Raw genomic sequence first — 24,973 nt, 5'->3', positions numbered from 1 at the left:
GCGGCTTCGGCCGCCTTCTGCGTTTTGGTCGATCCTTCCCTGATCCATCAGTTGCCGCTTGCATAGAACGGCAAAACGATATAAACATATCTTTATATCTTGATTGCGTAAGGATGCGGCTGAATGGGATTGGCGCTCGACACCCTGGTGGACGTACTGAAAACGGCGGGCGAGCCGACGCGCTTCCGCCTGCTCGCGCTTCTCGCTGCCGGGGACCTGACCGTCACCGATCTTACTGAAATCCTGGGTCAGTCGCAGCCGCGCATTTCGCGGCATCTGAAGCTGCTTGCCGAGGAAGCACTGATCGATCGCTATCAGGAAGGCGCCTGGGCCTATTTCCGGCTGAAGCAGGAAGGCAAGGCGGCAACGCTGGTCAGGACGCTGCTGGCGGCCGCTTCCGAGGAGGATCCGGTGCTGCTGAGAGACAGCGAGCGGCTGACGATGGTCAAGCGCCTGCATGCCGAACGCGCTCAGGCCTATTTCAGCCGCAACGCGTCCGAATGGGACGAGCTTCGCCGCCTGCATATCAGCGACGCGGCTGTCGAGTCGGCGCTGCTGAAGCTGATCGGCACGACGCCGGTCGATGCGCTTCTCGATCTTGGTACCGGCACCGGCTGGATCCTGCAGCTTCTGTCCAACATCTACCGTCGCGCCGTTGGCATCGACGCGAGCCGTGACATGCTCTCGGTCGCCCGCTCCAATCTCGACAAGGCTGGGATCGTCAAGGCGTCCGTTCGACACGGCGACATTCTCAACCTGCCGCTCGAAGGCCAGGATTTCGACCTGATTACCGTTCATCAGGTGCTGCACTTCCTCGACCAGCCGGAACTGGCGATCGCCGAGGCCGCCCGCGTGCTGCGCCCGGGCGGCCGCCTGCTGATCGTCGATCTCGCACCGCATACGCTCGAATACCTGCGCAACGACCATGCCCATGTGCGTCTCGGTTTTTCCCATCAGGTGATGGCGGAATGGCTCGAGAAGGTGGGTCTTGAAGTCGAGCAGGCGGTCGATCTTGGTTCGGGCAAGGAAGGCGGGCTTACGGCCACCGTCTGGCTTGCCCGCGACCGCCGCCTGCTGATTGCTGCCCATCACGCCTCCGCCCAATCGCAAACCGTTCTTTAAGGGAGCTGAACCAATGACCGCCGATAGCGAAACTTTCAGCGTTTCCTTCGAATTCTTTCCGCCGAAGTCGGACGAGATGGAGGGCCAGCTTTGGGATACGGTCGATGAACTGGCGCTCTGGGACCCGAGGTTCGTTTCGGTCACCTATGGTGCGGGCGGTTCGACCAAGGCGCCAACGATCAATACGGTGCGCCGACTGGTCGGAGAGACGTCGCTTGCGACCGCCGCACATCTGACCTGCGTCGACGCCACGCACGAAGAAACCCATTCGGTGGTCAGCGAATATCGCGCCGCCGGCATCCGCCATATCGTTGCCCTGCGCGGCGATCCGGCGAGCGGTGTCGGCACCGAGTATCGTCCGCATCCGGAGGGTTATGCCAATGCGGCAGACCTGGTGCGCGGATTGACCGAGCTCGGCGGCTTCGACATTTCCGTCTCCGCCTATCCCGAGAAACATCCGGAAAGCACCGATCTTGCCGCAGACATCGAAATGCTGAAGCGCAAGGCGGATGCCGGTGCTGCCCGGGCACTGACCCAGTTCTTCTTCGACAACGACGTTTTTGAACGTTACCTCGAAAAGGTCCGGGCTGCCGGCATCTCGATCCCGATCGTGCCGGGCATCATGCCGATCCAGAACCTGACCCAGCTCAAGCGTTTCGCCGGCCGCTGCGGTTCGTCGGTTCCGTCCTTCCTGGATGCCCGTTTCGAAGGGCTGGACGACAAGCCCGAGGATCGCGCCAAGGTCGCCGCCGATATCGCCGCCGAACAGATCGAGGACCTGATCCGCCGTGGACTTGGTGACTTCCACATCTACACGATGAACCGGGCGCCGCTCGTCTCCGCCGTCCTGCAGCGGCTCGGCCGCCGGCAGATCCGCACGCCGCGTATCGCCGCTGCCTGAGCGCATTGAAAAAAACGCATGCTCCTACGAAAGGAGCATGCGTTTTCACCGGAAGTGCTGATTATCAAACGGTCGTGGATGCGATATTTTGAACTGGTAGTGGAACTGGTGGCGCTCAAATGAAGAGCATGGATGCCACAAACACAAACGCTGCACCGACTACCAAGACATTGAGAGAGTATGTACGTCCCATGTCTGCCTCCTTGCGTTGACGGGCAGACTTTATGTCGGTTTTGTGCCGGTTGGGAAGCGTCTTTCGATGCTGCAGTGCCGTGCGCCTGTTCACCTTGCGCCGACAATGAATACGCAAGTATTTGGTTTTTATCGATAAATCATCCGTTAATCTTAATTTCCGCAAAGTTAAAAAGCCGTGTACGGCTGTTAACTTCTGACATATTCCGTGATGGTTTCGCCCCGTTACGGCGCTCTCGATGCCACATTGCTGCGCCTGCGAAGGAGCCTTCCATCGAGCAGGACGAGGCCGAAGCCGATCAGCAGCATGCCGATCAGGTCGGTCGCCTCCAACCTTTCACCGAGGAAAAGCGCGCCGAGAAGGATAGCGCTCGGAGGCACGACGAGCGTGACCAGAGACGCGTTCGTTGCACCCGCCAGTGCGAGAATACGAAAATAGAGAAGATAGGCGAAGGCGGTCGACAGGAGCGCCAGGGCAAGGATCGCAAGAACGGCGTGCGTCGACGGGGCGGGCAGTGCCCAGGGCTGGTCGGCGAAGAGCGACACGGGCAGCAAGATCAGGCTGGAGGCGGTAAGCTGTCCGGTGGCGCTGACAGGGGCGGGCAGGCCGCGGAAACGTTTGCCGTAGGTGCCGGCCACTCCGTAGGAGATTGCCGCAAGGATGGGCAGGATCAGCGCCCAGAACGGCACGGAGGCGGCCGCCGTGACGCCGGGGCCGATGAGCACGGCCGTACCGGCAAGTCCCGTCAGGCAGCCGGCGATCTTTGCGGGTGTCAGTTTCTCGTCAGTGGTCCAGCGATTGGCGATCAGAACCGTCCAGATCGGCGTCGTCGCGTTGAGGATCGAGGCAAGCCCGGCGCCAATCTCGGTCTGGCCGAAGAAGATCAGCGTGTGGGGCAGGGCATTGTTGATGAAGCCCATTGCCATAAACGAGCGCCAATGGGTGCGAAGCGTCGCATAGAGCCCGAAGCGACCGCGCAGGTAGATATGGAGCGCCAGCGCCGCCAGAAACAGGCGCAGGAAAACGAGCGTGAAGGGCGGAACTTCCAAGACCGCTACGCGCGCGAAGAAGAAGGATCCGCCCCAGATCAGCCCGAGCAGCAGTATCAGCGCCCACGCCACGGCGCCGGGTTTCGAAATGGCGGCGGTTGTCATGCGAAATCTCCTCGCGGTCAAGGCGAAGGGATATCCCGATGATCCACGAGTCGCCACCCGATTTCGTCCGAGCGGCGATTGAATTTCAGAGCGCGGAGAGCAGGCCCTGGGTCGGCCAGCCGTCGGCCGGCAGGCCGAGGCGTGCCTGTTCCTTCTGGACGGCCTGGCGCGTACCCGATCCGAGGATGCCGTCGACCTTGCCGATATCGTGGCCGAGCGCTTCGAGCTTGGTCTGCAGCGCCTTCATGCCGGTATCGTCGAGACCCTGGTCCGGCGTGCCCTTCTGATAGGTCGGAGCGCCGGAAAGCCGGGTTGCGAAATAGGCGGCCGAAGTCGTGTAGATGAACGACTGGTTCCATTCCAGATAGATGTTGAAGTTCGGATAGGTGAGGAAGGTCGGTCCCTTGCGGCCCTGCGGCAGGATGAGGGCTGCGGGCAGGTTGCCGAAATTGGTTACGCCGTCGCGCGGGACGACGCCCAGCTTGAACCATTCGCTCGCCGGCATTTCGTTGCCGAGGCCGGACTTGTCCCAAGGCAGGTTCTCGGGCAGCGTCACTTCCTGTATCCAGGGCTGGCCGGGCTTGAAGCCCATGCTCTGGATGAACTTGGCGGCTGTCAGGATGGCGTCCGGGGAACTGGTCTTGACGTTGACATGGCCATCGCCGTCACCGTCGACGCCGTGCGCGACGATATCCTTCGGAAGCATCTGCACCTGGCCGATCTCGCCGGCCCATGCACCCGTGTTGATGGAAGGATTGAGATCGCCGTGCTGGACCATTTCGATCAGTGCGATCAGCTGCGGGCGAAAAAGTTCCGGGCGGCGGCAGTCGTGCGAAAGCGTCACCAGGGCGTTGCGGGTGTTGAAATCGCCCTGGACGGCGCCGAAATCGGTCTCCATGGCCCAGAAGGCGGTAATCACGCCTGGCGGCACGCTGAATTCCTTTTCGGCGCGGGCAAAGACGTCCGCATACTGCTTGATCTTCTGGCGGCCGATATCGAGGCGGGCCTGGCTGACGGTGCGCTGCGAGAATTCAATGAAGGTCTGTCGGAAGACACCCTGGGCCCGGTCGCGAGACAAGACCTTCTGGTCGATCTGCGCGCCGGCGAGTGCTTCATCCGCAGCACTTGCCGATGCGCCCTTGGAAATGGCTTCCGCCTTGACGCCGTTCAGGAAGGCGCCGAGATCGCCGCCGCAGGCGGGAGCCGGGGTCTGGGCGAGAGCGGTGGAGGCGAGGCAGCTGGTGATGACGGAGGCGAGGGCGAGGCGGCGGGCAAAGCGAGCGGACATTCGGCGTTCCTAGAATCTGAGTAAGCGCCGCCTGATCTCGGAAAATTTTGTGACCGAAACATGGGCGACAGCTCTGGTGGCGCAGTTTTTATCGCAACTGCTCACACATTGCCAGACACCTGTTCGCCCTGCGAACGGAGTTACTTGTTCACCGCCGCAATCCAGTTATGCCAGTTCTTGGACGTGCCCGCAAAGACGTTGATATCCATCTCACCCTTGATGCCCGGAACGATGCCGGTCGAAGTATACTGCCAGAAGGCCCAGCGGCGATCCGGGTAGATCTTGGTGGGATGCTGCGCCACGGCGCGGAGCCAGAAATGGTAGTTGCTGAAGGCGCCGACCAGATTGTCCCGGTGGAAATCCACCGACGTATAGATGATCGGACGCTTGCCGTAATAGGCCTCGAGACGGTCCATGAAGCGCTGCATCGACGCACGCACTGTTTCGGGGTCGGGACGGGTCTTGCAGGTCGGCGAAGCCTGGTTCCATTCCATGTCGAGGACCGGCGGCAGCTTTACCGCATCCTTGGGCACGTTGTTGATGAACCAATCGGCCTGTTCGTCGGCCGTCGAGCAGAAATAATAGAAATGGTAGGGGGCGTAAGGAATGCCGGCCGACGCGGCACCTCGCCAGTTCAGCTCGAAGGTCGGATCGATGCGATCCCTGCCTTCGGTCGCCTTGATGAAGACGAAGGCTATTCCAGCCTTCTTCACGGCCGGCCAGTCGATATCCGTACCGTTCCACTTGGAGACGTCGATGCCGTGGATCTCGTGCAGGCCCGGGTGGTTCTTGCCGAAATCCTGCGGGTCGCTGTCCTTGAACCGCATTTTCTTGACCGATGACGTTTCCATCAGGTCATAACTTGAGGATGTGCATCCCGTGATAAGGAACGCGGTCGCAAGGAGGGCCAGAAGGAGCCGAGGCATGAACATCCCGTGTGGTGTCGATGTGGAAGCCTCTTGCCCCGTTCGACGCAAAACAGGGAGGCGTGAACTCCATATTCACCATAACGTCGTAAAAAATCAGTTAGGGCAAGAGGAATTCCAGCTCGAAACCCAGAGAGCTCCGGGATTCAGTTCCTACGGCGGATGACCGCGTGCCACGCGTAGCCCCCGCCGATCTCCTCGAAGATCATATCGGCGTCAGCGTCGGCAAGCTTGCTTTCGAGCACGTCGTGGAGGTTCGGCCGCGGCGTGACGTGGAAACGCATGAGCCACGCCTTCAAAAACCGCCCGAACCAGCCCGGCAACCGTTCCTGCTGGCCGAAGTCGACGATGTGCAGCGAACCATGCGGCGACAGTGCCGCAAGCGAGGCTTCGACCGCCTTTTCCCAGTCGGGAATCATCGACAACGCGTAGGAGATCAGGATGCGGTCGAAGCCGGTCGTGCCGAATTCTTCAGCTTTGAAACTTGTCGCATCGGCGATCCGAAATTCCGGGGTGACCGGCTTGCCGCGGAAGTTGGCCCGGGCGCTTTCCAGCATCTCGGCGGAGATATCGAGGCCATAAAGCTTTGCAGCCGGGTAGTGCCTATGAGCGAGGGCGAGGTTGCGGCCTGTGCCGCAGCCGACTTCGAGGAGCGAGGCATTCGGCGGAACATTCAATCCCGCAATCGCCCGGTCGCGGCCGAAGAGGTAATATTTGCGGGTGATATCGTAGATATGGCGCTGATACCGATACATCCGGTCCATGCGTTCGGCGTGGCCATTGGACAGGGGGCTGTTCGCCATATCCGTCGCCATCAGGTTTTTTTCAGGTAGATGTGGAAACCGCCGTAGATCGCCGAGCGATCCTCGAGGTTGAGCTCGCTGGAGCGCTCTTCCATATAGGACCACTGGTCGAACAGCGCCGGCGAGAGGCGACCGTCGAGCACGCTCTTTTCGGCGGCGGTGCGGAAGATCACGCGGGCGCCGGGCGCGGCCGTGCGGCTGATTTCCGACCAGACGTCGTTCAATTGCTCGTCGTTCATCCAATCCTGCGCGTCGAGCAGGACGTAACGATCGACCGAGCCGGCAGCCTTCTGCGCCAGCAGTTCGGTGAAGCTCGCATGATGAACTGTCACGCGCTCGGCGTTGTCGCGGATGGCGCGGTAGTTTTCCGCCTTCAGGTAGGTCGGCAGCGTGCCTTCCTCGGGCTTCGGATAACGGCGCGCGAAAGCCTGCCAGGCGAAATAGTTGTCGCGCAGCGGAAAGTGGCAGGCGAGTTTTTCGAGGCGCTGGCGCAGGACCGGTGCGATCGAGCCGTCGGAGGCGAGGCTCGCCAGTTCGTCATATTGCTGCGGCGGAATGCCGAGGCCGAACAGCGAGCTCTTGCGGCTCGTGATCCAGCGGATCAGCGGCTTGTCGAACAGCGGAGCGATGCGGTCGTCGAAGAACTGGCGCTGTTCGCGCAACGATTTGGCTTCTGCCATTTGGGTGAGGTCGATGCCATGCAGGCGGGCGATCAGGTGGCCGGCGCCGATGAAACGGCCGAGCAGGCCGGTCTTATAGATATTGCGGTCGAACACCTCGATCCGGCGGCGGCCGGCAATCGAGCGCTTGTCCCAATAGGCACGGGTCGCCGCATCGAGGTTAGGGGCAATGAAGGTGTCGTAGCTCTTGCTGTTGGTGCGGATGCCGTCCATGCCGAAATGGCGCACGATATCGCCGTGGCCGGGCAGGTGGCGAAAGGCGGCGAGCTTCAGGCGGTTCAGCGCGACGTGATGGGGGTTCAAATCGACAACATCGATCTTCTTCGGTGAGCGGGAGAGATAGGCGAGCATGTTGCAACCGCCGGAGCCGATGGTGACGATCGAATGCTCTTCGGAAAGCTCCATGGCAGTCATGTCGACTTCCGGGTCTTCCCAAATCTGCGGATAGACGAGACCGGAGAACAGGAGGCCGAAAAGCCTTTCTGAAAAACCCTGCCGAGACAGAGCTTTATGCTGCAGAAGTGCGTCCTTGAGCTTCTGGTTTTTCCGAAAACCGGCTTCCTGTGCAATATCCACCATGGTCGAGTCCCGCCTTGTTCAGAGTTTCAGGGCGTGTAAACCCGTCATGCTACAGATTGATGACGAGGCCTGTGTCCAGTCCCGCAATAGCCCCGGGCGCGGCTGATCGCCTCTTCCTTGGGCCTGAGAATCCTGATTGCATGGGCCGTCCAATGGGAGGCAGACATGCGGTTCTTGATCCGGTCTTTGATAATCCTTATCGGCGTCATATTCGTCGGCCTGATCGGGCTTGGGATCTGGCTCTATACCTCGCCTCCGGAACTGCTGAGGGTCGGCAGCGGCTATTCGGCCAAGATGGTCTGCTCGAACGTCTTCCTTGCCGGACGCGACAGCGACGAGGTTCTGGCGGTCGATGTCCAGGCTCCCGGCCATCCGCTTCTGAGATTGATGCGGGTTTCCGTCAATCGAACGGAAAAGCGGGTTCATGCGGCGCTGCTTGGCATTTTCGCCGGCAATGACGCGGTCTATCGCGAAGGGCTCGGCTGCACCGTTACGCCTGACGGCGCAGCCGCGCAAGCTGTCAGTATTCCAATGCCTGCCGTAACGTCAGCCGATTCGTCCGCGCTTTGGCCGGAAGGCGGAAAAGTGGAACCCGATCCGTCGGTTGTGCGGCTCCTCTCAGATGCGAATCTTGTCGGGCCTGGCATGCGGGCGGTGGTGGTGGTCAAGCAGGGGCGGATCGTCGCCGAGATTTACTCTAGCGGTTTTTCAAAGGATACGCCGCTGCTCGGCTGGTCGATGGCCAAGACCGTCAACGCCGCGATCCTCGGCACGCTGATCCGCGACGGAAAGCTCTCGCTGGACGACAAGGGACTGTTTCCCCAATGGCAGGGCAACCAGCGCGGCGATATCCGGATTGCAGACCTCGCCGCCATGGAAAGTGGGCTTGCCTTCAACGAGGATTACGGCGCGGTCGCCGACGTGACGCGCATGCTCTATCTCGAGCCGGACATGGCAGGTTTTGCCGCCGACCAGCCGCTCGAGGCCGATCCCGGTTCGCGGTTCAGCTACTCCTCCGGCACCGCTGTATTGCTTTCGAGGATCTGGATGGAAAAGGTCGGCGACGGAACCGCGGCGCTCGCCTATCCCCGCACCGCCCTGTTTGGTCCGCTGGGCATGACAAGCGCCGTGATTGAACCCGACGCGGCCGGCACGCTCGTCGGCAGTTCCTATATGTATGCGACGGCGCGGGACTGGGCTCGTATGGGGCTGCTGCTTGCGCGAGACGGCGTCTGGAACGGCAGGCGGATCCTACCGGACGGTTTTGTCGCGCTGATGCACCAGGCCAACGCCACGTCGAACGGCCGTTATTCGAAGATGCAGACCTGGCTGCCGAGCAAGAACAATCCGGACATGCCGGCGGATGCTTTTTTCATCCAGGGGCATGATGGGCAGACCATCACGGTCATCCCGTCGCTCGATCTGGTGGTGGTAAGGCTTGGGCTGACGCCGAGCCGGAACCGCTACGACCCGACCCGGCTTGTCGCCGAGGTGGTGAAAACAACAACGGCGCCCTGAGGCGCCGCGAGCATACCGTCCAAATATTTTTCGGGCCTGGCTTACTTTTCCAGGACGTCCAGCATGTCCTTGCGCTTGGCATCATAATAATAACCGCGCGCATAAAGCTTGATGGCATTGTCGTTTTTGTTGTCGGCAACCAGCCAGGCGCCGCGCAGGTACTTGATCGCGTATTTGAGGTTGGTCTCGGCATCGAGCAGGCCGGCCGGCGGGCCTTCGTAACCCATCGACTTGGCGGTCGAATACTTGATCTGCATGAGGCCCCAATAGCCGTTCTTGTGATAGGCCTTGGGATCATATTTGCTTTCCCGATGCACGACGCGGTGCACCAGCGATTCCGGCACGCCGTACATGCCGGCATAACGCTTGATGAGCTTGCTCAATTCCGGCGGCGCATCGGACGCCGTGGTCGGCATAGGCTCGCCCGGAGCCGGCGGGAATTCCATGGCGGACAATGCGGCGATCGCTCTCGGCTGCGCTGCATAGGCAAGCGTCGCAGTGTCCGGGCGAGGGATCGGGACGACGGTCTGCAGTGCGACCATATCAGGCGTAAGTTCGGGTTCGTCGAGCGCGATTGCCGAGGCTGCGGCCGGCTGGATCCGGCCTTCGGTGACGGCAGGCGCGATCGGCGGCGATACGAGGCGGCCGCCCTTCGGCGTCGCAAGGTTCGCCGGCTGGGCGGAGGCGAGAATGGTCGACGTGGTGCGAGCAGCGGGCGGCGGCATCATCGCCGGTCCGGGCGCCGGCGCAAAAGCGACGAGCGGGGCCATGGTCGGCGCTGCCATCGCGGCCGACTGAACGGACATCGCATCGGCGGCGGCAGGCATCGGAACGGGAAGTCTTGCGGTCTTGGCGAGTGCCACGGTCGGCTGGGTGCCGGCTACCTGGACGGTGGAGGCGAGCTGGACCCCCGGAGGGATCGTCTGGCCTGCAACCTGAACCGGCCCGTAGACCGGCAGATCGGCTTTATGGGTGGTCGTCTGGCCATCCGCGGAAGCTGTCTGAACAGGTCCTGTCGCCTGGCCGTTGATCGGGGCAACCGACTGCGTCGACGCAAGCTTTTGCTCGCGTTCGACGCTCGAACATCCGGTGAGAGCCGAAGAAACGGCGCACGCCACAACCGTCCCGCGGCCGAGGAATCGGATTATCGCCATTGGGTCGCTTTCATGAAAAAATGGTTACCCCAGTCCGCCCAAACGCCACCAAAAGAGCATTTCCATTAACCTATTGGGCGGCGTCCGGCAAGACGGCGAGCCTCACGCGGCGATCCGGCGATAGCCGGCGGTGACCGCACGCCGTGAAATGAAGCGCGTCTGGGGTTTGCGCGAGGCGGCGTTGAGGTTGGCGGGGCGCCGTCTGCGGGCGAGCACGCGGCGCGGAAAAAGCACGTGAATTCCGGCTCCAAGCGCTGCGCAAACAAGGAAGGTCGCCTGCATTTCGAGAAGCTGGGGCAGGAGCGACCGGTCGGGATCGACGAACTGTGTGAGCACGGCTGCAAGGACGACGGCATAACGCGCCTGGAAGGCGGATTTGCCGAACAGGCATCCAAAGATTCGTGCCGCCCGACACTCGGGAAGATTGTCATTGTCGGCGATGGGGCCGGAGATTCGCGGGTCCTGGTAGGACCAGAGCACGTAGAGCATCAGGTAGCCCAGCCCCGCCCAGGAGATTACGTCGACGAGCTTCGGCAGATAGACGGCGACCAGGGCCATGGGGATCATCGCCACGATCAGGGCTGCCGACATTCCGACGGCAAGACCCGGAACCGTGGCGATCGCCGTGCGGCGCCCGCGCTGGAGCGAGAAGCTGGCGGTGAGACAAGCAAGGGGGCTTGGAAGGAGGGCGAGAAATATCGCGGTCGCAGCAAAAGCGAGCCAGATGTCAGCCGTCATTCCATTTCCTCCCGGACGCCCGTTGAGCGGCGCCCGCTAATTTTCTTGTCTCAAGCCGTTTCGAAGGGCTGGCCGATATGGTCCATCACTTCGCCGAACCATTTTGCCGTCAGATCGAAATGTTTTCCACCCTTGATTCTGGGAAATTCGATCGTGCGCAGTTTTCCACCCTGATCCTCGTCGTGGCCGGTCACGCCCGAAACCTTGTTCAGTGCGCTTTCTACGGCGAGATCGACCATGCCCTGGATGAGGCGCAGGTCGTCGCCGTTTGCCGGTGCCGAGCGGGCGAAATAGCCGGACTTCTGCACCATCGAGCGATCGGCTCCGATCAGCGCTGCGAACTGCTTCTGGAACCAGCCGCCGACATTGATCGTGTCTATCTTAACATGGCCGAACGCGTCGCGCTTGATCGCTTCGCCTGCCGCTTCCCGTTCGGCGACGATCGTATCGAGGCCGGCACCTTCCGAAACGAACAAGGTCACGAAACCGCGCTGGTCCATGACGTCCTTGAGGCGTGCGGCCTCCTTGTCGAGGTCGAAGGCCATCTCCGGCAGATAGACACCATCGATGTTCTTCATAGCGCTGTTCATCATGAAGCCCTCGACATATTCGTTGCCTTTGGTCTTCTGAATATAGGCTCGTGCGGTCGCGGCGGTAAGCCAGCCGCAGTGGCGTCCCATCACTTCGTGAATCACAAATGTGCGAGGAGCGGCACTCTGCTCGTTCGAAACGTTGTCGAAGAAAGAGGCACCGACTTCGGCAGCCGTCCAGGCGCCGAGCGACTGGCGGATCGGCACGATATCGTTGTCGACGGTCTTCGGCAGGCCGACGACGGTGAGGTCGTAGCCGTTGGCGCCGAGATAGGCGGCAAGGTCGGCGGCCGTCGTGTTGGTGTCGTCGCCGCCGATCGTGTGGAGGATGGTGATTCCATCGGCCGCCAACCGCTCGGCGGCGACGCGAAGCGGGTTTTCACCTTCCTTGACGAGGCCGCGCTTGACGCAGTCTGCGGCATTGGTGAGCTTGACGCGGCTGTTGCCGATCGGCGAGCCGCCGTAGCGGTGCAGCAGATGCGCCTTTTCGCGCATGTCCCTGGTGATTCCGATGTGGTCGCCGAGCAGAACGCCTTGATAACCGGAGCGGTAGGCGACCATCTCGATATCAGGTGCGACGTCGTTGTAGCGCTCGATCAGGCCGCCGACGGCGGAAGACAGACAGGGCGCGAGGCCCCCTGCGGTCAGCATTGCTACTTTCTGTTTGGCCATCGATCCTCCTTCACGCGCACGCTCGCGTACAGTTCAAAACCGCTGGAATGGATGCGACAGAGACAGGCCCCTGTAAAGTGAATTTCTCAAGAAAAACCGCAGCTTCGACTTCGTGGCGCAGAAGAGGCTAATATAATCGATTCAACTCTTACGGCACTCAAGCCTCGCCTGTGGAAAACAGATCTGCGGGCCTCGTCAATTGTCCCGGAGTACAGGGTCACCTGTCTGTGAGCGCCGGTGATTGTTCGAAAAACATGAACATAGTTTAATCTAAGACGGGCCGTCCGTCGTCTTGCAATCGCGCCTGCAATCTGGTCCACTATTCGGATGATCTGGGATTTTGCCTGCCTTCAGTTTTCTTCTCTATGGGAACGGCTTCTCGGCGCCATGGGCGACGCAGCCGGGAACGCGCTCGGCCGCGTCATTGAGGCGATCCGCACGGTATTCGAGGGTGATCCGGAAACGCGCCGGCAGGTGTCGTTTTCGGTTGCCATCATCGCGCTGTCGGCCAAGATGGCGAAGGCCGACGGTATCGTCAGCGAGGCCGAGGTCAAGGCCTTTCAGCAGATATTCGATTTTCCCGACGAGGAAGCCCGCAACGTCGCACGCCTCTATAACCTCGCGCGCCAGGACGTTGCAGGTTATGAAGCCTATGCGACCAAGCTCGCCGGATTGTGCAGCCCCGGTGCCGGCAAGGCTGACAATTGCCCGATGCTGGAAAACGTCGTGGACGGCCTGTTCCATATCGCCAAGGCGGATGGACTGGTGCATGAGGCGGAACTCGCTTTCCTGTCCCGCATCGCCGAAATCTTCCGCATCGACGAGGGACATTTCCGTCGCATCATGGCGCGGCACGTGCATCTCGAGGGCCGGGACCCCTATCTGGTGCTCGGCGTTTCGCCGGAAGACGATTTCGCCAAGATCCGCAAGCAGTACCGCTCGCTTGTCTCCGAACATCATCCCGACCGGCTGATCGCCCGCGGTGTTCCGGCTTCGCTGCATGCCGCCGCCAACGAGCGCATGGCGGCACTCAACGCCGCCTATGCGGCGATCGAGAAAGAGCGCCGCGCCGCATGACACCGTTTACCGCCKATTATGCCGGCGCGACGGTAAAGCCTTCTCCCAACCACGGCGACCGTGCCGGCGGTCGCCGGCCCGACATGATCATCCTGCACTATACGGGCATGCCGAGCGGCGACCAGGCGCTCTCCTGGCTCTGCAGCGAAGAGAGCCAAGTCTCCAGCCATTATTTCGTCCACGAGGACGGGTGCGTGGTACAGCTCGTGCCGGAGGATCGGCGTGCCTGGCATGCCGGCAAGAGCTCCTGGGCCGGCGAGATCGACATCAATTCCTGTTCTATCGGTATAGAGATCGCCAATCCGGGCCATCCCGGAGGCCTGCCGGCCTATCCATCCGCGCAGGTCGAAGCAGTCGTCGAATTGTGTCGCGATTGCGGCGAGAGATGGCAAATCCGGCCGGAACGGGTGCTCGGACACTCCGATGTCGCCCCGATCCGCAAGGTCGACCCGGGCGAAAATTTCCCCTGGGAAAAGTTGTACCTCGAGGGGATCGGCCATTGGATCGATCCAACGCAAATCAGCGGCGGGCGGTTTTTCCAGTTCGGGGAGAGTGGCCAGCCCATCGAGGCCTTGCAGTCGATGCTCTCGCTCTATGGCTACGGAATTGAAATCACGGGCACTTTCTGCGAGCGCACGAAGGGCGTAGTCGAGGCTTTCCAGCGGCATTTCCGGCCGCAACTCGTCGATGGGATCGCCGATTTCTCGACGATCGACACTCTGCATCGGCTGCTCATGTCCTTGCCAAAATTCAATTGACGCCGGGCGCCGCGGCGGTCGTTTGAACCGGCGGAAAACCGCAAAAATCAGCCGTGCCACATCATCTCCTTATTAGCCCGGTCTAAAGGACCCGCTAACGGCAGCCGCCATGTTGGACGGGGGTTGCAGAGATAAACGACCAGGATCGTTCAGACATCGCGCCGTCAATCCGGCGACGCGCTGAGAGGGTGTTTGCGTAACGGCACCCGCGATTCCTGCTGGTCCGGAGACACTTCACCTACATGAATATTATGATTGTTGCTGCCGCGGCGGGCCTTGCCATGCTAGTCGCGGGAACCGAACTCGTGCGCGCTGAGGACGACGCCGTCACTACCTATACCAAGCCGCTGATCATTCCATGGGAAACGCGCGAAACCGGTTTTGCCGCGCCCACCGATGAAGCCAAGCGCCTGGTTCGGCAGCTTCATTATTCCCAGCTGATCTCAAAATATGCGGACGAATATGATGTTCCTGAGGAGATCGCGCTGGCCGTGGTGCAGATCGAGAGCAATTTCCGGCCGACCGTCAAGGGCAGTGCCGGCGAGATCGGGCTGATGCAGATCAAGCCGGCAACGGCAAGGCTGATGGGTTACCGGGGACCGGACTACGGTCTCTACGACCCCGAGATAAATATCCGCTATGGCATGAAATATCTGGCCGGCGCCCATGAACTCGGCGGCGGCAAGATCTGCGGCACCATCCTCAAATACAATGCCGGCCATGGCGCCAAGCGTATGAACCCGGTTTCGAAGCGTTATTGCAACCGGGTCCAGGCGGTGATCGAGACCGCTGAACAGACGGCCGAACACACTGCGTCGCTTTCGCCTGTGGCATTTTGATTCCGAAAACGGCTAGAAGTGCTTCGAACAGAAGACATTTCGGCCGGTGGAATCGAAAGGCGAGGGCATGACGGAACGGTTCAGATTTATCGTGATCGGGAGGGGCATGATGGGCGCTGCGGCGGCCCGCTACCTCTCGAAATGGACCGACGGTATTGCGTTGGTCGGTCCCGGTGAGCCGGCGGACTACGGGCGCCATGAAGGCGTCTTTGCCAGCCACTACGACGAGGCGCGCATCACCCGGACGATCGATCCCGATCCCGTGTGGGCGCGCCTCGCCAATCGTTCGATCGAACGTTACGGCGAGATTGCCCGTGAAAGCGGCGTGGATTTCTATTCCCAATCGGGTTGCCTGTTGGTCGGCCCGAAGCGCGGCGACGGCCCGTCCTACGTCGCAAACGTCCTCGACGCGGCAGACAAGCTCGGCGTTGCGACCGAGACGCTGTCGGATGCGGACCTTGCTGGGCGATTCGGTTTCTTCTCGTTCCCGAAGGAGAGCGAAGGTGTCTGGGAGCCGAGGAACGCCGGACACATCAATCCGCGTCGGCTGGTGAAGGCGCAGGCCCTGATCGCCGAGCGCCAGGGTACGGCAATCATTCCGGAAACGGTTTCCTCGGTGCGCCAGGAGGGCGATCAGGTCACCGTCACGACCAGCGAGGGCAACAGCTATCTTGCTGAAAAAGTGCTGGTCGCAGCCGGCGGCTTCTCGATCAACGAGAACCTGTTGCCGCGGCGTCTCGACCTCAACGTCTATGCCCGCACGGTCGCCTTCTTCGAGGTCGACGAGGCCGCGATGGATGTCTGGGGCAGGGTGCCTTCGCTGATCTGGAAATGGCGCGAGGGCGAGGACGGCATCTATCTCCTGCCGCCGGTGCGTTATCCCGACGGCAAGATCTATCTGAAGATCGGCGGCGATCCGGACGACCTGCTGCTGCCGACGGAGCCGGACATCCGCGCCTGGTTCCGTTCGGGCGGGCGGGCGAGCACGCGCGCCCGGCTTGCCGAGATCATGACGCGGCTGATGCCGGATCTCGATCTCTCGCGCTCGTCGATGGCGGCCTGCGTCACCTCGTTCACGCCAACCGGATATCCGGCAATCGCCATGACCGATGCCTCCCGAATCGGCATCCTCAGCGGCGGCTGCGGGGCGGCGGCCAAGAGTTCCGACGAGATCGGTCGGCTCGGCGCGGAGCTGATCTTCCATGGGCAAATCCGGGACGACGCCTATTCGACGGATTTCCGGGCCGATTATCTCTGATCCGATTATCTCCGGCCGGAAGGTCGTTGGCCTATGGCTTTCGTTTCGCATCTCGGTTATGTGACCGCTGCCAGTTGGCCGGGCAGCCGCGCTTTACCAATGCCGAAAGGCGGTAGGGTGAGGAAAGTCCGGGCTCCACGGAAACACGGTGCCGGATAACGTCCGGCGGGGGCGACCCTAGGGAAAGTGCCACAGAAAGGAAACCGCCCCGCTTGCTGTACCGCTTTCGACAAAGCGGCAGAGCTGGCGGGGTAAGGGTGAAAGGGTGGGGTAAGAGCCCACCGCGCTGCTGGTAACAGCGGCGGCAAGGTAAACCCCACCGGGAGCAAGACCGAATAGGGATGACGCGGGCCACGTGAAAACGTGGCTACAGCCTGTTTCCGGGCCAGTCATCCGGGTGGGTTGCGTGAGGCGGCATGCAAATGCCGTCCCAGATGAATGGCTGCCACGTTCCGGTGCTTGCACCGGGGCCATACAGAACCCGGCTTACAGGCCAACTGGCGTTTACCTCCTCTCGCGGGCGCGATTCGGTCTACACCTTTCGGGGGTATAGACACCCCTGCGGCCACTTTTCGCGGCGCAGCGTTTATATCAGGAATTTCGAAAGCTCCTTTGTTTGTCGGAGCTTAACGAGGGTCGAAAATCCACTTGTCGGAAACTGCCGAGGCGCTTTCTTCACGTACTCCGATAACCCTTTGTTAAACTTAACAGCTTATAAATAAATCCTGCTTGGGAGTGGCTAGCGGGGCTTCTCCCATTGACGCCCATATGGTCCCATGGTATCCCAAAATCGCACTGCACAAGGGCGAATGAGCGCCCGCCAATCCCTGAGTTTCGGTCGTCCTACGGCCGGGCGGTTATCCGCCCATCCGGGCGGCGAAGCTGTGTTTGGTGCTGTGTCAACGGGTGGACGGACTTGCGTCCTGAACCATAACGAGGCGGATGTTTGGCGTGATGAGCCGCTTCCTGTCGAATGCGACGAACAGGATCGATGCGAAGGGACGGGTCTCCGTTCCGGCGAGTTTTCGTTCGGTCCTTTCGGAGCGCGGGATCCGGGAGCTTTATTGCCTTCAGGATTTCACCTATCCGGCGATCAGCGTCGGCGGGCCGGATCTGCTCGATCGTTACGAGCGGCAGATCGCCTCCGTCGACCCGTTTTCGCCGGAAGCGAACCGGATGTCGCTGCTCGTTCACGGTGGCGGCCTCTTCATGAGGCTCGATGCGGAGGGCCGGCTGATGGTCACGGATTTCATCCGCGACTTCACAGGAATCAGCTCGGACGTTACCTTCGTTGGGCGCTCGGATCATTTTCAACTTTGGCAGCCGCAGGCGTTCCACGAGGCGCAGGCGGTGGCGAGAGAGGGGCGCTTCGGTTCGCGTCCCGCGTAAGACAGGGGAACGGAATGGCGGCGAATCCAGGCGACGGAACAACCGAGCCCGAAGGCGGACCGGTTCGTCACATTCCGGTTCTTCTGAAAGAAGTTCTCGATGCGCTCGATCCCCGGGCCGGCAAGATCATTCTCGACGGTACGTTCGGGGCAGGTGGGTATACATCGGCGATCCTTGCGGCGGATGCCGAAGTGATCGCGCTCGATCGCGACCCGAATGCGATTGCTGCCGGCAAGGCGCTCGTCGATGCTCACAAGGGCCGCCTCCATCTCATTCAGTCGCAGTTCTCCCACCTTGCCGATCATGCGCCGGAAGGCGGGCTCGATGGCGTGGTGCTCGATATCGGCGTCTCCTCCATGCAGATCGACGAGGCTGATCGCGGCTTCTCCTTCCAGCGCAACGGGCCACTCGACATGCGCATGTCTTCGAGCGGCGTCTCGGCGGCGGATGTCGTCAACCGGGCCAAGGTCGGCGATCTCACTCGTATCTTTGGTTTCCTCGGCGAGGAAAAGCAGTCGGGCCGCATCGCGCGTGCTATCGAAAAGCGTCGCCTGACCGAGCCGTTCACCACTACGCGCGAGCTTGCCAACCTCATCGAAACCGTCAACCCGCGCAAGGCCAAGGATAAGATCCATCCGGCGACGCGCGTCTTTCAGGCGCTGCGGGTCTTCGTCAATGACGAGCTCGGCGAGCTCGCCCAGGCGCTGTTTGCGGCCGAGCGGGCGCTGAAGCCCGGCGGCCGGCTGGTCGTCGTCACCTTCCATTCGCTGGAAGACCGGATCGTCAAGCAGTTCTTCGCCGATCGTTCCGGCAAGGCCTCCGGGTCGCGCCACCTGCCGATGGTCGAGGCCAAGCCTGCGATCTTCGAACCGCTCGGCAAGTCGATGATCTCGGCGGGCGACGAGGAGGCGGAACTCAATCCGCGCGCCCGGTCCGCAAAGCTTCGCGCCGGTGTGCGGACGGAAGCCGCGCCAAGGGCGGCCGACATATCCATTTTCGATCTGCCCGACCTCGCCAGCCTTGCAAAGATGGGAGCCTGATACATGCTGCGTAGCTTCGATCTTGTTCTGATCGGCGTCATGACGGCAGCGGCCGTCGTCACCTATTCCATCAAGCACCGCGCCGACGAGAAGCTCAGCGAGGTTCGTCGGCTCGAGTCGGAAATCAAGCTGGAGAAGGATACGATCGATCTGCTCAAGGCGGACTGGGCCCTGCTGACCCAGCCGAACCGCCTGCACCGGCTCATCAACGTCTATAATACCGAGCTGGCGCTTGCCCCGACCGAAACGACCCAGCTTGCGATGCCGAAGGAGCTGCCGATGCCGAAGGCGCGGCTTCCGCAGCCCGAGACCACCATCGAGGATATCATTGCCGGCAAGAACAGCGAGGTTGCCGCAGCCCTGAAGGGAGTTGCCGCCGCCAAGGCCAAGCCCGCTCCTAAAATTCCCGTGCCGCTGCGGCGCGGTCCCGTCGAAGTCATTTCAACAGGATCGGTGAAACGCTGATGTCTTTCCTGTCCCGCATCATGATCGTCAAGAGCCGCGCGCATTTTTCGTCCGGCAGCCGTGGCCGCGGCTCTGAAAAGGCATCCTTCGAGGGAACCCGCAAGCGCAAGTCGGCCCAGGCGAAAAACCGCGTCGGCCTGCTGATTGCCGGTTTCGCGGTCTTCTATTGCGTCATCGGCGGCCGCCTGATGCAATATGGCGTCGCGCAGCCGCTGACGACCTCGAGCATCCTGCCGGCAGATCGGCTGCTGGCGTCGCGTCCCGACCTCGTCGATCGCAACGGCGCGGTTCTGGCGACCGACATCCGCACGGTTTCATTGTTTGCTGAGCCCAACAAGATCATCGATGCCGACGAGGTGATCGAGAAGCTGGCGACGGTCCTGAACGACCTCGACGTCAAGGGCACCTATTCGAAGCTGACCTCGAACTCGCGTTTCCAATGGCTGCGCCGCCAGCTGACCCCGAAGCAGCAGAGCCAGATCCTGGCGCTCGGCATTCCGGGGATCGGTTTCCGGCCCGAAAAGCGTCGTTTCTATCCGGGCGGCCCGACCGCTGCGCATGTCGTCGGTTACGTCAATATCGACAATCGCGGCGTCGCCGGCATGGAGCGCTATGTCGACAATCAGGGCCTTGCCGATCTCGCGGCCGTCGGCATGACGTCCAGCCAACCGCTGGAGCCGGTCAAGCTGTCCATCGACCTGCGCGTCCAGTCGATCGTCCGCGACGTGGTGACCGAAGCGATTACCAAGTACAGCTCTATCGGCGCCGGCGCGGTCGTCCTCGACGTACATACCGGCGAGGTACTCGCCATGGCGTCCGCGCCCGATTTCGATCCCAACAATCCGGCCGAAGGCGGCGAGCAGGGCTGGTTCAACCGCGTGTCGAACGGCACGTTCGAAATGGGTTCCACCTTCAAGTCCTTCACGATCGCCATGGGCCTCGATTCCGGCAAGGTCAACCTTCAGAGCACGTTCGACGCCCGGTTCCCGATCCGCATCGGCGGTTTCACCATCAAGGATTTCCACGGCAAGGGGCGGATACTGAGCGTTCCGGAAATTTTTCAGTTTTCGTCGAATATCGGTACCGCCAAGATCGCCGACACGGTCGGCATCGAAGGCCACAAGGACTTCCTGACCAAGCTCGGCCTGCTGACGAAAATGCGCACCGAGCTTCCGGAAGTCGCTTATCCGAGCCAGCCGCGCGAATGGAAGAAGATCAATTCGGTCACCATTTCCTTCGGCCACGGCGTCTCGACGACGCCTTTGCAGACGGCGGTTGCCGGTGCGGCGCTGGTCAACGGAGGCAAGTTGGTCGAGCCGACCTTCCTGCCGCGTACCCGCGCGGAGGCCGACAAGGTCGCCACCCAGGTGATGAAGCCGACGACCAGCAAGGACATGCGCTTCCTGTTCGAATGGAACGGCGTCAATGGCTCGGGCAGAAACGCGCGTGTGGCGGGCTTCAACGTCGGCGGCAAGACGGGCACGGCGGACAAGGTCGTCAACGGGCGCTACGTCCACGACAAGAACTTCAACGCGTTCCTCGCGGCATTTCCGATGGACAATCCGCAATATGTCGTCCTGACGTTCTGCGACGAGCCCAAGACCGAGAAAGGCAACGGCGCAGCTCTTGCGGCAACCTCGGCTGCTCCCATGGTCAAGGAGATCATCACCCGCACGGCGCCCATTCTGGGAGTGAAGCCGAAATTCGGCAATGACGGTTCTGCCCTGCTTGTGTCTTATTGAGCGATAACAACTTGAGCGGACGATTCGAGGGGACGACGCTCAGAATGGACAATCAACCGATGAAGTTGCGAGAACTTGCCGGACGGGATTTCCCGGAAATAGCCGAGCTGATGGCCGGGCCGGCAGGCGATCTCGACGTGACCGGCCTTACTTCCGACAGCCGCAAGGTAACCTCCGGCATGCTGTTTGCCGCATTCGCCGGCACCAAGGCGGACGGGTCTCGTTATATCGGCGATGCGGCCGCCCGCGGCGCGGTCGCGGCGATTGTCGGCCATACGGCGGACGCGGGCATTCCTGTTCTTGCCGTTTCCAACCCCCGCCGGCTGTTGGCGATCGCCGCTGCCCGCTTCTATGGTGCGCAGCCAGAAACCATGGTTGCCGTCACGGGCACCGCCGGCAAGACCTCCGTCGCCTCCTTCACCCGCCAGATCTGGGCGCATGCCGGCCATGCCGCGGCTCAGATCGGCACGACCGGCGTCGTTTCGCCCACCCGCAACGACTACGGAACGCTGACCACGCCGGATCCGGTCGAGCTGCAGAAGCTGCTGGCGGAACTGGCTGCCGAAGGCGTTACCCATGCCGCCATAGAAGCTTCCAGCCATGGCCTAGACCAGAGCCGGATCGACGGCGTGCGGCTGTCCGCCGCCGGCTTTACCAATCTCGGCCGCGACCATATGGACTACCATCCGACCGTCGAGAGCTACATGGCCGCCAAGATGCGGCTTTTCGATACGCTGATGCCGAAGGGCTCGCCCGTCGTCATCTTCGCCGACGATCCCTGGTCGGAGGAGGCGATGCGGGTCGCGACGGTGGCTGACCTGGATGTTCGCACGGTCGGTCGTCGGGGTGATTATCTCTGCCTGAAACGGGTCGAGCATTTCCGTCACAAGCAGACGGCCGAAATTCACGTCGGCGAGCAGATTTTCGAAGTCGATATTCCGCTCGCGGGCGATTTCCAGGTGTCGAACGCGCTGGTCGCGGCGGGGCTTGCCATGTCGACTGGGGTTCCGGCCGCCGTTGCCATGGCCGCCCTTGAAAAGCTGGTCGGCGCCTCGGGTCGTCTCGAACTGGTTGGCCAGACAAAAGACGGCGCACTGGCCTACGTGGATTATGCCCACAAACCGGACGCATTGGAAAACGTGCTGGCATCCGTCCGCCCCTTCACGACCGGCCGCGTCATCGTAGTGTTCGGCTGCGGCGGCGACCGCGACAAGGGCAAACGGCCGATCATGGGCGACGTGGCGACGCGGCTTGCCGATATCGTCATCGTCACCGACGACAATCCGCGTTCCGAAATTCCCGAAGTGATCCGCTCCGAGATCATGGCGGCCGCTCCGGGCGCCGTCGAGATCGGTGATCGGGCCAATGCGATCCGCGAGGCGGTTGGCATGCTGCAGTCGGGCGACACATTGATTGTTGCGGGCAAGGGCCATGAGGAAGGCCAGACGATCGGCACCACGGTCCTGCCGTTCTCCGATCACGTCGAAGTCCGCAAGGCATTGCAGGAGCTGAAATCGTGACCTGGCTATGGACATCCGAGGATTTGACCGCTGCCATGGGCGGTCGCCCGATTGGTTCGCTTCCGGCGGGCATTACCGGCATTTCGATCGACAGCCGTTCGATCGGGCCGGGAGAAGCCTTCTTCGCCATCAGGGGTGACCGGGTCGACGGCCATGACTATGCAAGCCTGGCGATCGCCAACGGTGCGACGCTGATCGTCGTCAACGAATCGAAATTGCCGGCGCTCGGCAAGCTGAGCGTGCCGATGATCGTCGTCGAAGACGTGCTTGCCGCGCTCGGGAAACTGGCGCTTGTTGCGCGTGCGCGCAGCCGGGCACGCATCGTCGCCATCACCGGTTCGGTCGGCAAGACGACCACCAAGGAAATGCTGCGCCACGCACTTGTACCGTCCGGCAAGGTGCATGCGGCCGTCGCCTCCTTCAACAACCACTGGGGCGTGCCGCTGACGCTCGCCCGCATGCCTGCCGATTGCGACTTCGGCGTCTTCGAGATCGGCATGAACCATCCCGACGAAATCCGTCCGTTGGTCAAGATGGTGCGCCCGCATGTGGCGATGATCACCACGATCGCCGCGGCCCATCTCGGCCATTTCAAGAATCTCGAGGAGATTGCCGCAGCCAAGGCCGAGATCTTTGAAGGTCTGGAGCCCGGCGGTTCGGCGATCCTCAATCGCGACATCAAGCAGTTCGGCTTTCTTCAGAAAAAGGCGCAGGAGGCGGGTGTCTCGCACATCCACACTTTCGGCCAGCATGCCAAGGCGGATTTCCGGCTGGCGGACTTTGAAGGCAACGGGGAAAACTCGGTCGTCTGGGCGGTACTGAACGGCGAGACGTCGGAAGTCCATATCGGCGCCCCCGGCCGGCATATCGCCGAAAACGCCATGGCTGTCCTCGGCGCCTGCCTGCTGGTCGGCGCGGAAATGGCCGGCGCCATGGCGGCGCTTGCGGCGCTGAAGCCGGTCAAGGGCAGGGGCGAACGCCACCGCCTCGGCATCGGCGAAGGCCATCTGACGCTGATCGACGAGAGCTACAACGCCAACCCGGCCTCGATGCGGGCAGCAATCGCACTTCTCGCATCCGCGACGCCGGAACTGACCGGCCGGCGGATCGCGGTGCTCGGCGACATGCTGGAAATGGGCGAGTTTTCCGCCAAGGTGCACGAGGAGCTCGCAGGTCCGCTGCTTGCCGCCGGTATCGAACATGTCTGGCTGGCGGGTGCGGAAATGGCAGTGCTGCGCGATGCGCTGCCCGATAGCGTCGACGTGCAATATTACGAAAAGACCGCGGACCTCGCCGAATTCGTGGTGCGCTCGGTGATCCCGGGCGATGTGGTGATGGTGAAATCTTCGCTTGGCATCGGGTTCGGCAAGATCGTCGCCGCGCTTATTGACAACTACCCGGCATTCTCCGACACGGAGCGCCACTAATTGAGACGGGCTTCTGGAAAGGGCGCTGAATGCTGATCTGGCTTGTAGAACTGGCGGACAAAGTCCAATTTTTCAACCTGTTCCGGTACATCACCTTCAGGACGGGTGCAGCTCTGTTCACCTCGGCGCTGATCGTCTTCCTGTTCGGACCGATGATCATTGCATCGCTCCGCCTGCGCCAGGGCAAGGGACAGCCGATCCGCGCCGATGGGCCGCAGACCCATTTCAAGAAGGCCGGCACGCCGACCATGGGCGGGCTGATGATTCTCGCCGGCATCGTCGGCGGATCGCTGCTGTGGGCCGATCTTTCGAACGTCTACGTGGTGGCGACCCTGCTCGTCACGCTGGGTTTCGGCGCAATCGGCTTTTATGACGACTATCTGAAAGTCACCAAGCAGACCGACAAGGGGTTTTCCGGCAAGGCGCGTCTCGGCATCGAGTTCGTGATCGCCGGGATCGCCGTCTTCTTCATGATGCGGGTGGCGCTCGCGACCGGTCAGTCGGGCAATCCGACGCTCGGCACCTCGGTCGCCTTCCCGTTCTTCAAGGACCTATTCATCAATCTCGGCATCTTCTTCGTCCTGTTCGGCGGTTTCGTCATCGTTGCCGCCGGCAATGCGGTGAACCTGACAGACGGACTTGATGGGCTGGCGATCGGGCCTGTCATGATCGCCGCGGCCTCGTTTGGCGTCATTGCCTATCTTGCCGGTAACTCGGTGTTTGCGGGATATCTGCAGATCAATTTCGTGCCCGGCACCGGCGAGCTTGCCGTCATTCTGGGAGCGGTGATCGGGGCGGGTCTCGGCTTTCTCTGGTTCAACGCGCCGCCGGCGGCCATCTTCATGGGCGATACCGGATCGCTGGCGCTCGGCGGCCTGATCGGCTCCGTTGCCGTCGCCACCAAGCACGAGATCGTCATGGCGATCATCGGCGGCCTGTTCGTGATGGAGACGCTGTCGGTGATCATCCAGGTCGGCTTCTTCAAGATGACCGGCCGGCGCGTCTTCCTGATGGCGCCGATCCACCACCATTTCGAAAAGCTCGGCTGGACGGAAAGCCAGGTGGTGATCCGCTTCTGGATCATCGCGGTCGGCCTTGCCATGCTCGGCCTTTCGACGCTCAAGCTGCGGTGATAGGGCG

The 24,973-nt window shown here is 61.8% G+C and carries 22 protein-coding genes and 1 other RNA gene; 15 read left to right on the top strand and 8 right to left on the bottom strand.

The window, feature by feature from the left end; genetic code table 11:
• The first annotated feature begins 123 nt into the window (after window positions 1–123).
• Window positions 124–1,122, top strand: coding sequence for an ArsR/SmtB family transcription factor (locus AC1D3C_RS09890; RefSeq protein WP_477482744.1), 999 nt, complete (start codon window positions 124–126; stop codon window positions 1,120–1,122).
• 13 nt (window positions 1,123–1,135) lie between these two features.
• A complete protein-coding gene (gene metF, locus AC1D3C_RS09885) occupies window positions 1,136–2,023 on the top strand; it encodes a methylenetetrahydrofolate reductase [NAD(P)H] (protein ID WP_477482743.1) in 888 nt (295 codons plus the stop codon).
• Between the two features lie 417 nt (window positions 2,024–2,440).
• Here metF and AC1D3C_RS09880 read toward each other — a convergent pair whose 3' ends face one another.
• The 5 genes from AC1D3C_RS09880 to AC1D3C_RS09860 form a co-directional block, all read right to left on the bottom strand.
• Window positions 2,441–3,370: a DMT family transporter gene (locus AC1D3C_RS09880; RefSeq protein ID WP_477482742.1), complete on the bottom strand. Its 930-nt coding sequence runs from the start codon at window positions 3,368–3,370 to the stop codon at window positions 2,441–2,443.
• A gap of 85 nt (window positions 3,371–3,455) precedes the next feature.
• Window positions 3,456–4,658, bottom strand: a complete 1,203-nt coding sequence (locus AC1D3C_RS09875) for a lytic murein transglycosylase (protein ID WP_477482741.1) — start codon at window positions 4,656–4,658, stop codon at window positions 3,456–3,458.
• 140 nt (window positions 4,659–4,798) lie between these two features.
• Complete coding sequence (locus AC1D3C_RS09870) at window positions 4,799–5,584, bottom strand: glycoside hydrolase family 25 protein (protein ID WP_477482740.1); 786 nt, start codon at window positions 5,582–5,584, stop codon at window positions 4,799–4,801.
• A gap of 146 nt (window positions 5,585–5,730) precedes the next feature.
• Window positions 5,731–6,399, bottom strand: coding sequence for a class I SAM-dependent methyltransferase (locus AC1D3C_RS09865; protein ID WP_477482739.1), 669 nt, complete (start codon window positions 6,397–6,399; stop codon window positions 5,731–5,733).
• Entirely contained in the window at window positions 6,399–7,646 is a 1,248-nt protein-coding gene (locus AC1D3C_RS09860) for a BtaA family protein (RefSeq protein ID WP_477482738.1), read from the bottom strand. The genes AC1D3C_RS09865 and AC1D3C_RS09860 overlap by 1 nt, the downstream gene beginning before the upstream one ends.
• A 165-nt stretch (window positions 7,647–7,811) precedes the next feature.
• Here AC1D3C_RS09860 and AC1D3C_RS09855 point away from each other — a divergent pair, with 165 nt between their 5' ends.
• Window positions 7,812–9,164, top strand: coding sequence for a serine hydrolase domain-containing protein (locus AC1D3C_RS09855; protein ID WP_477482737.1), 1,353 nt, complete (start codon window positions 7,812–7,814; stop codon window positions 9,162–9,164).
• Between the two features lie 41 nt (window positions 9,165–9,205).
• Here the strand turns inward: AC1D3C_RS09855 and AC1D3C_RS09850 are convergent, their stop codons facing one another.
• The 3 genes from AC1D3C_RS09850 to AC1D3C_RS09840 all read right to left on the bottom strand — a co-directional run bounded on the left by AC1D3C_RS09850 (window position 9,206) and on the right by AC1D3C_RS09840 (window position 12,318).
• Window positions 9,206–10,318 carry a transglycosylase SLT domain-containing protein gene (locus AC1D3C_RS09850; RefSeq protein WP_477482736.1) on the bottom strand — a complete coding sequence of 371 codons (1,113 nt, stop codon included), beginning with the start codon at window positions 10,316–10,318 and terminating at the stop codon, window positions 9,206–9,208.
• Window positions 10,319–10,420: 102 nt separating this feature from the next.
• Window positions 10,421–11,056: a LysE family translocator gene (locus AC1D3C_RS09845; protein WP_477482735.1), complete on the bottom strand. Its 636-nt coding sequence runs from the start codon at window positions 11,054–11,056 to the stop codon at window positions 10,421–10,423.
• A 50-nt stretch (window positions 11,057–11,106) separates the two neighbouring features.
• Entirely contained in the window at window positions 11,107–12,318 is a 1,212-nt protein-coding gene (locus tag AC1D3C_RS09840) for a pyrophosphate--fructose-6-phosphate 1-phosphotransferase (protein ID WP_477482734.1), read from the bottom strand.
• A 327-nt stretch (window positions 12,319–12,645) separates the two neighbouring features.
• Between AC1D3C_RS09840 and AC1D3C_RS09835 the strand changes: the two genes are divergently transcribed.
• From AC1D3C_RS09835 to mraY, 12 genes are all read left to right on the top strand, one after another.
• Entirely contained in the window at window positions 12,646–13,395 is a 750-nt protein-coding gene (locus tag AC1D3C_RS09835; RefSeq protein ID WP_247037124.1) for a J domain-containing protein, read from the top strand.
• A complete protein-coding gene (locus tag AC1D3C_RS09830) occupies window positions 13,392–14,153 on the top strand; it encodes an N-acetylmuramoyl-L-alanine amidase (RefSeq protein WP_477482733.1) in 762 nt (253 codons plus the stop codon). The genes AC1D3C_RS09835 and AC1D3C_RS09830 overlap by 4 nt, the downstream gene beginning before the upstream one ends.
• A gap of 242 nt (window positions 14,154–14,395) precedes the next feature.
• Window positions 14,396–14,992, top strand: a complete 597-nt coding sequence (locus AC1D3C_RS09825) for a lytic transglycosylase domain-containing protein (RefSeq protein ID WP_477482732.1) — start codon at window positions 14,396–14,398, stop codon at window positions 14,990–14,992.
• A 67-nt stretch (window positions 14,993–15,059) separates the two neighbouring features.
• The gene (locus AC1D3C_RS09820) at window positions 15,060–16,250 is read left to right on the top strand and encodes an FAD-dependent oxidoreductase (protein ID WP_477482731.1); all 1,191 of its coding nucleotides are present in this window, start codon (window positions 15,060–15,062) and stop codon (window positions 16,248–16,250) included.
• A 70-nt stretch (window positions 16,251–16,320) separates the two neighbouring features.
• Window positions 16,321–16,755, top strand: an RNA gene (rnpB, locus tag AC1D3C_RS09815) — RNase P RNA component class A.
• Between the two features lie 449 nt (window positions 16,756–17,204).
• The gene (gene mraZ, locus AC1D3C_RS09810; RefSeq protein WP_477483006.1) at window positions 17,205–17,639 is read left to right on the top strand and encodes a division/cell wall cluster transcriptional repressor MraZ; all 435 of its coding nucleotides are present in this window, start codon (window positions 17,205–17,207) and stop codon (window positions 17,637–17,639) included.
• Between the two features lie 14 nt (window positions 17,640–17,653).
• Window positions 17,654–18,679: a 16S rRNA (cytosine(1402)-N(4))-methyltransferase RsmH gene (rsmH, locus tag AC1D3C_RS09805; RefSeq protein ID WP_477482730.1), complete on the top strand. Its 1,026-nt coding sequence runs from the start codon at window positions 17,654–17,656 to the stop codon at window positions 18,677–18,679.
• A 3-nt stretch (window positions 18,680–18,682) separates the two neighbouring features.
• Window positions 18,683–19,144, top strand: a complete 462-nt coding sequence (gene ftsL, locus AC1D3C_RS09800) for a cell division protein FtsL (RefSeq protein WP_038543546.1) — start codon at window positions 18,683–18,685, stop codon at window positions 19,142–19,144.
• Entirely contained in the window at window positions 19,144–20,886 is a 1,743-nt protein-coding gene (locus AC1D3C_RS09795) for a peptidoglycan D,D-transpeptidase FtsI family protein (protein ID WP_477482729.1), read from the top strand. Before ftsL ends, AC1D3C_RS09795 begins: the two co-directional genes overlap by 1 nt.
• Window positions 20,887–20,945: 59 nt before the next feature.
• Complete coding sequence (locus AC1D3C_RS09790) at window positions 20,946–22,406, top strand: UDP-N-acetylmuramoyl-L-alanyl-D-glutamate--2,6-diaminopimelate ligase (RefSeq protein WP_477482728.1); 1,461 nt, start codon at window positions 20,946–20,948, stop codon at window positions 22,404–22,406.
• Window positions 22,403–23,833: a UDP-N-acetylmuramoylalanyl-D-glutamyl-2,6-diaminopimelate--D-alanyl-D-alanine ligase gene (locus tag AC1D3C_RS09785; protein WP_477482727.1), complete on the top strand. Its 1,431-nt coding sequence runs from the start codon at window positions 22,403–22,405 to the stop codon at window positions 23,831–23,833. The genes AC1D3C_RS09790 and AC1D3C_RS09785 overlap by 4 nt, the downstream gene beginning before the upstream one ends.
• A 29-nt stretch (window positions 23,834–23,862) precedes the next feature.
• Window positions 23,863–24,966 (top strand): phospho-N-acetylmuramoyl-pentapeptide-transferase, encoded by a 1,104-nt coding sequence (mraY, locus tag AC1D3C_RS09780; RefSeq protein ID WP_038543541.1) that lies wholly within the window; start codon window positions 23,863–23,865, stop codon window positions 24,964–24,966.
• The last annotated feature ends 7 nt before the right edge of the window (window positions 24,967–24,973 follow it).

It is taken from the genome of Neorhizobium sp. P1_A6 (genome assembly GCF_056406795.1).
The sequence above is the reverse complement of the archived record's forward strand: the minus strand, read 5'-3'. Positions and strand labels throughout refer to the sequence as shown.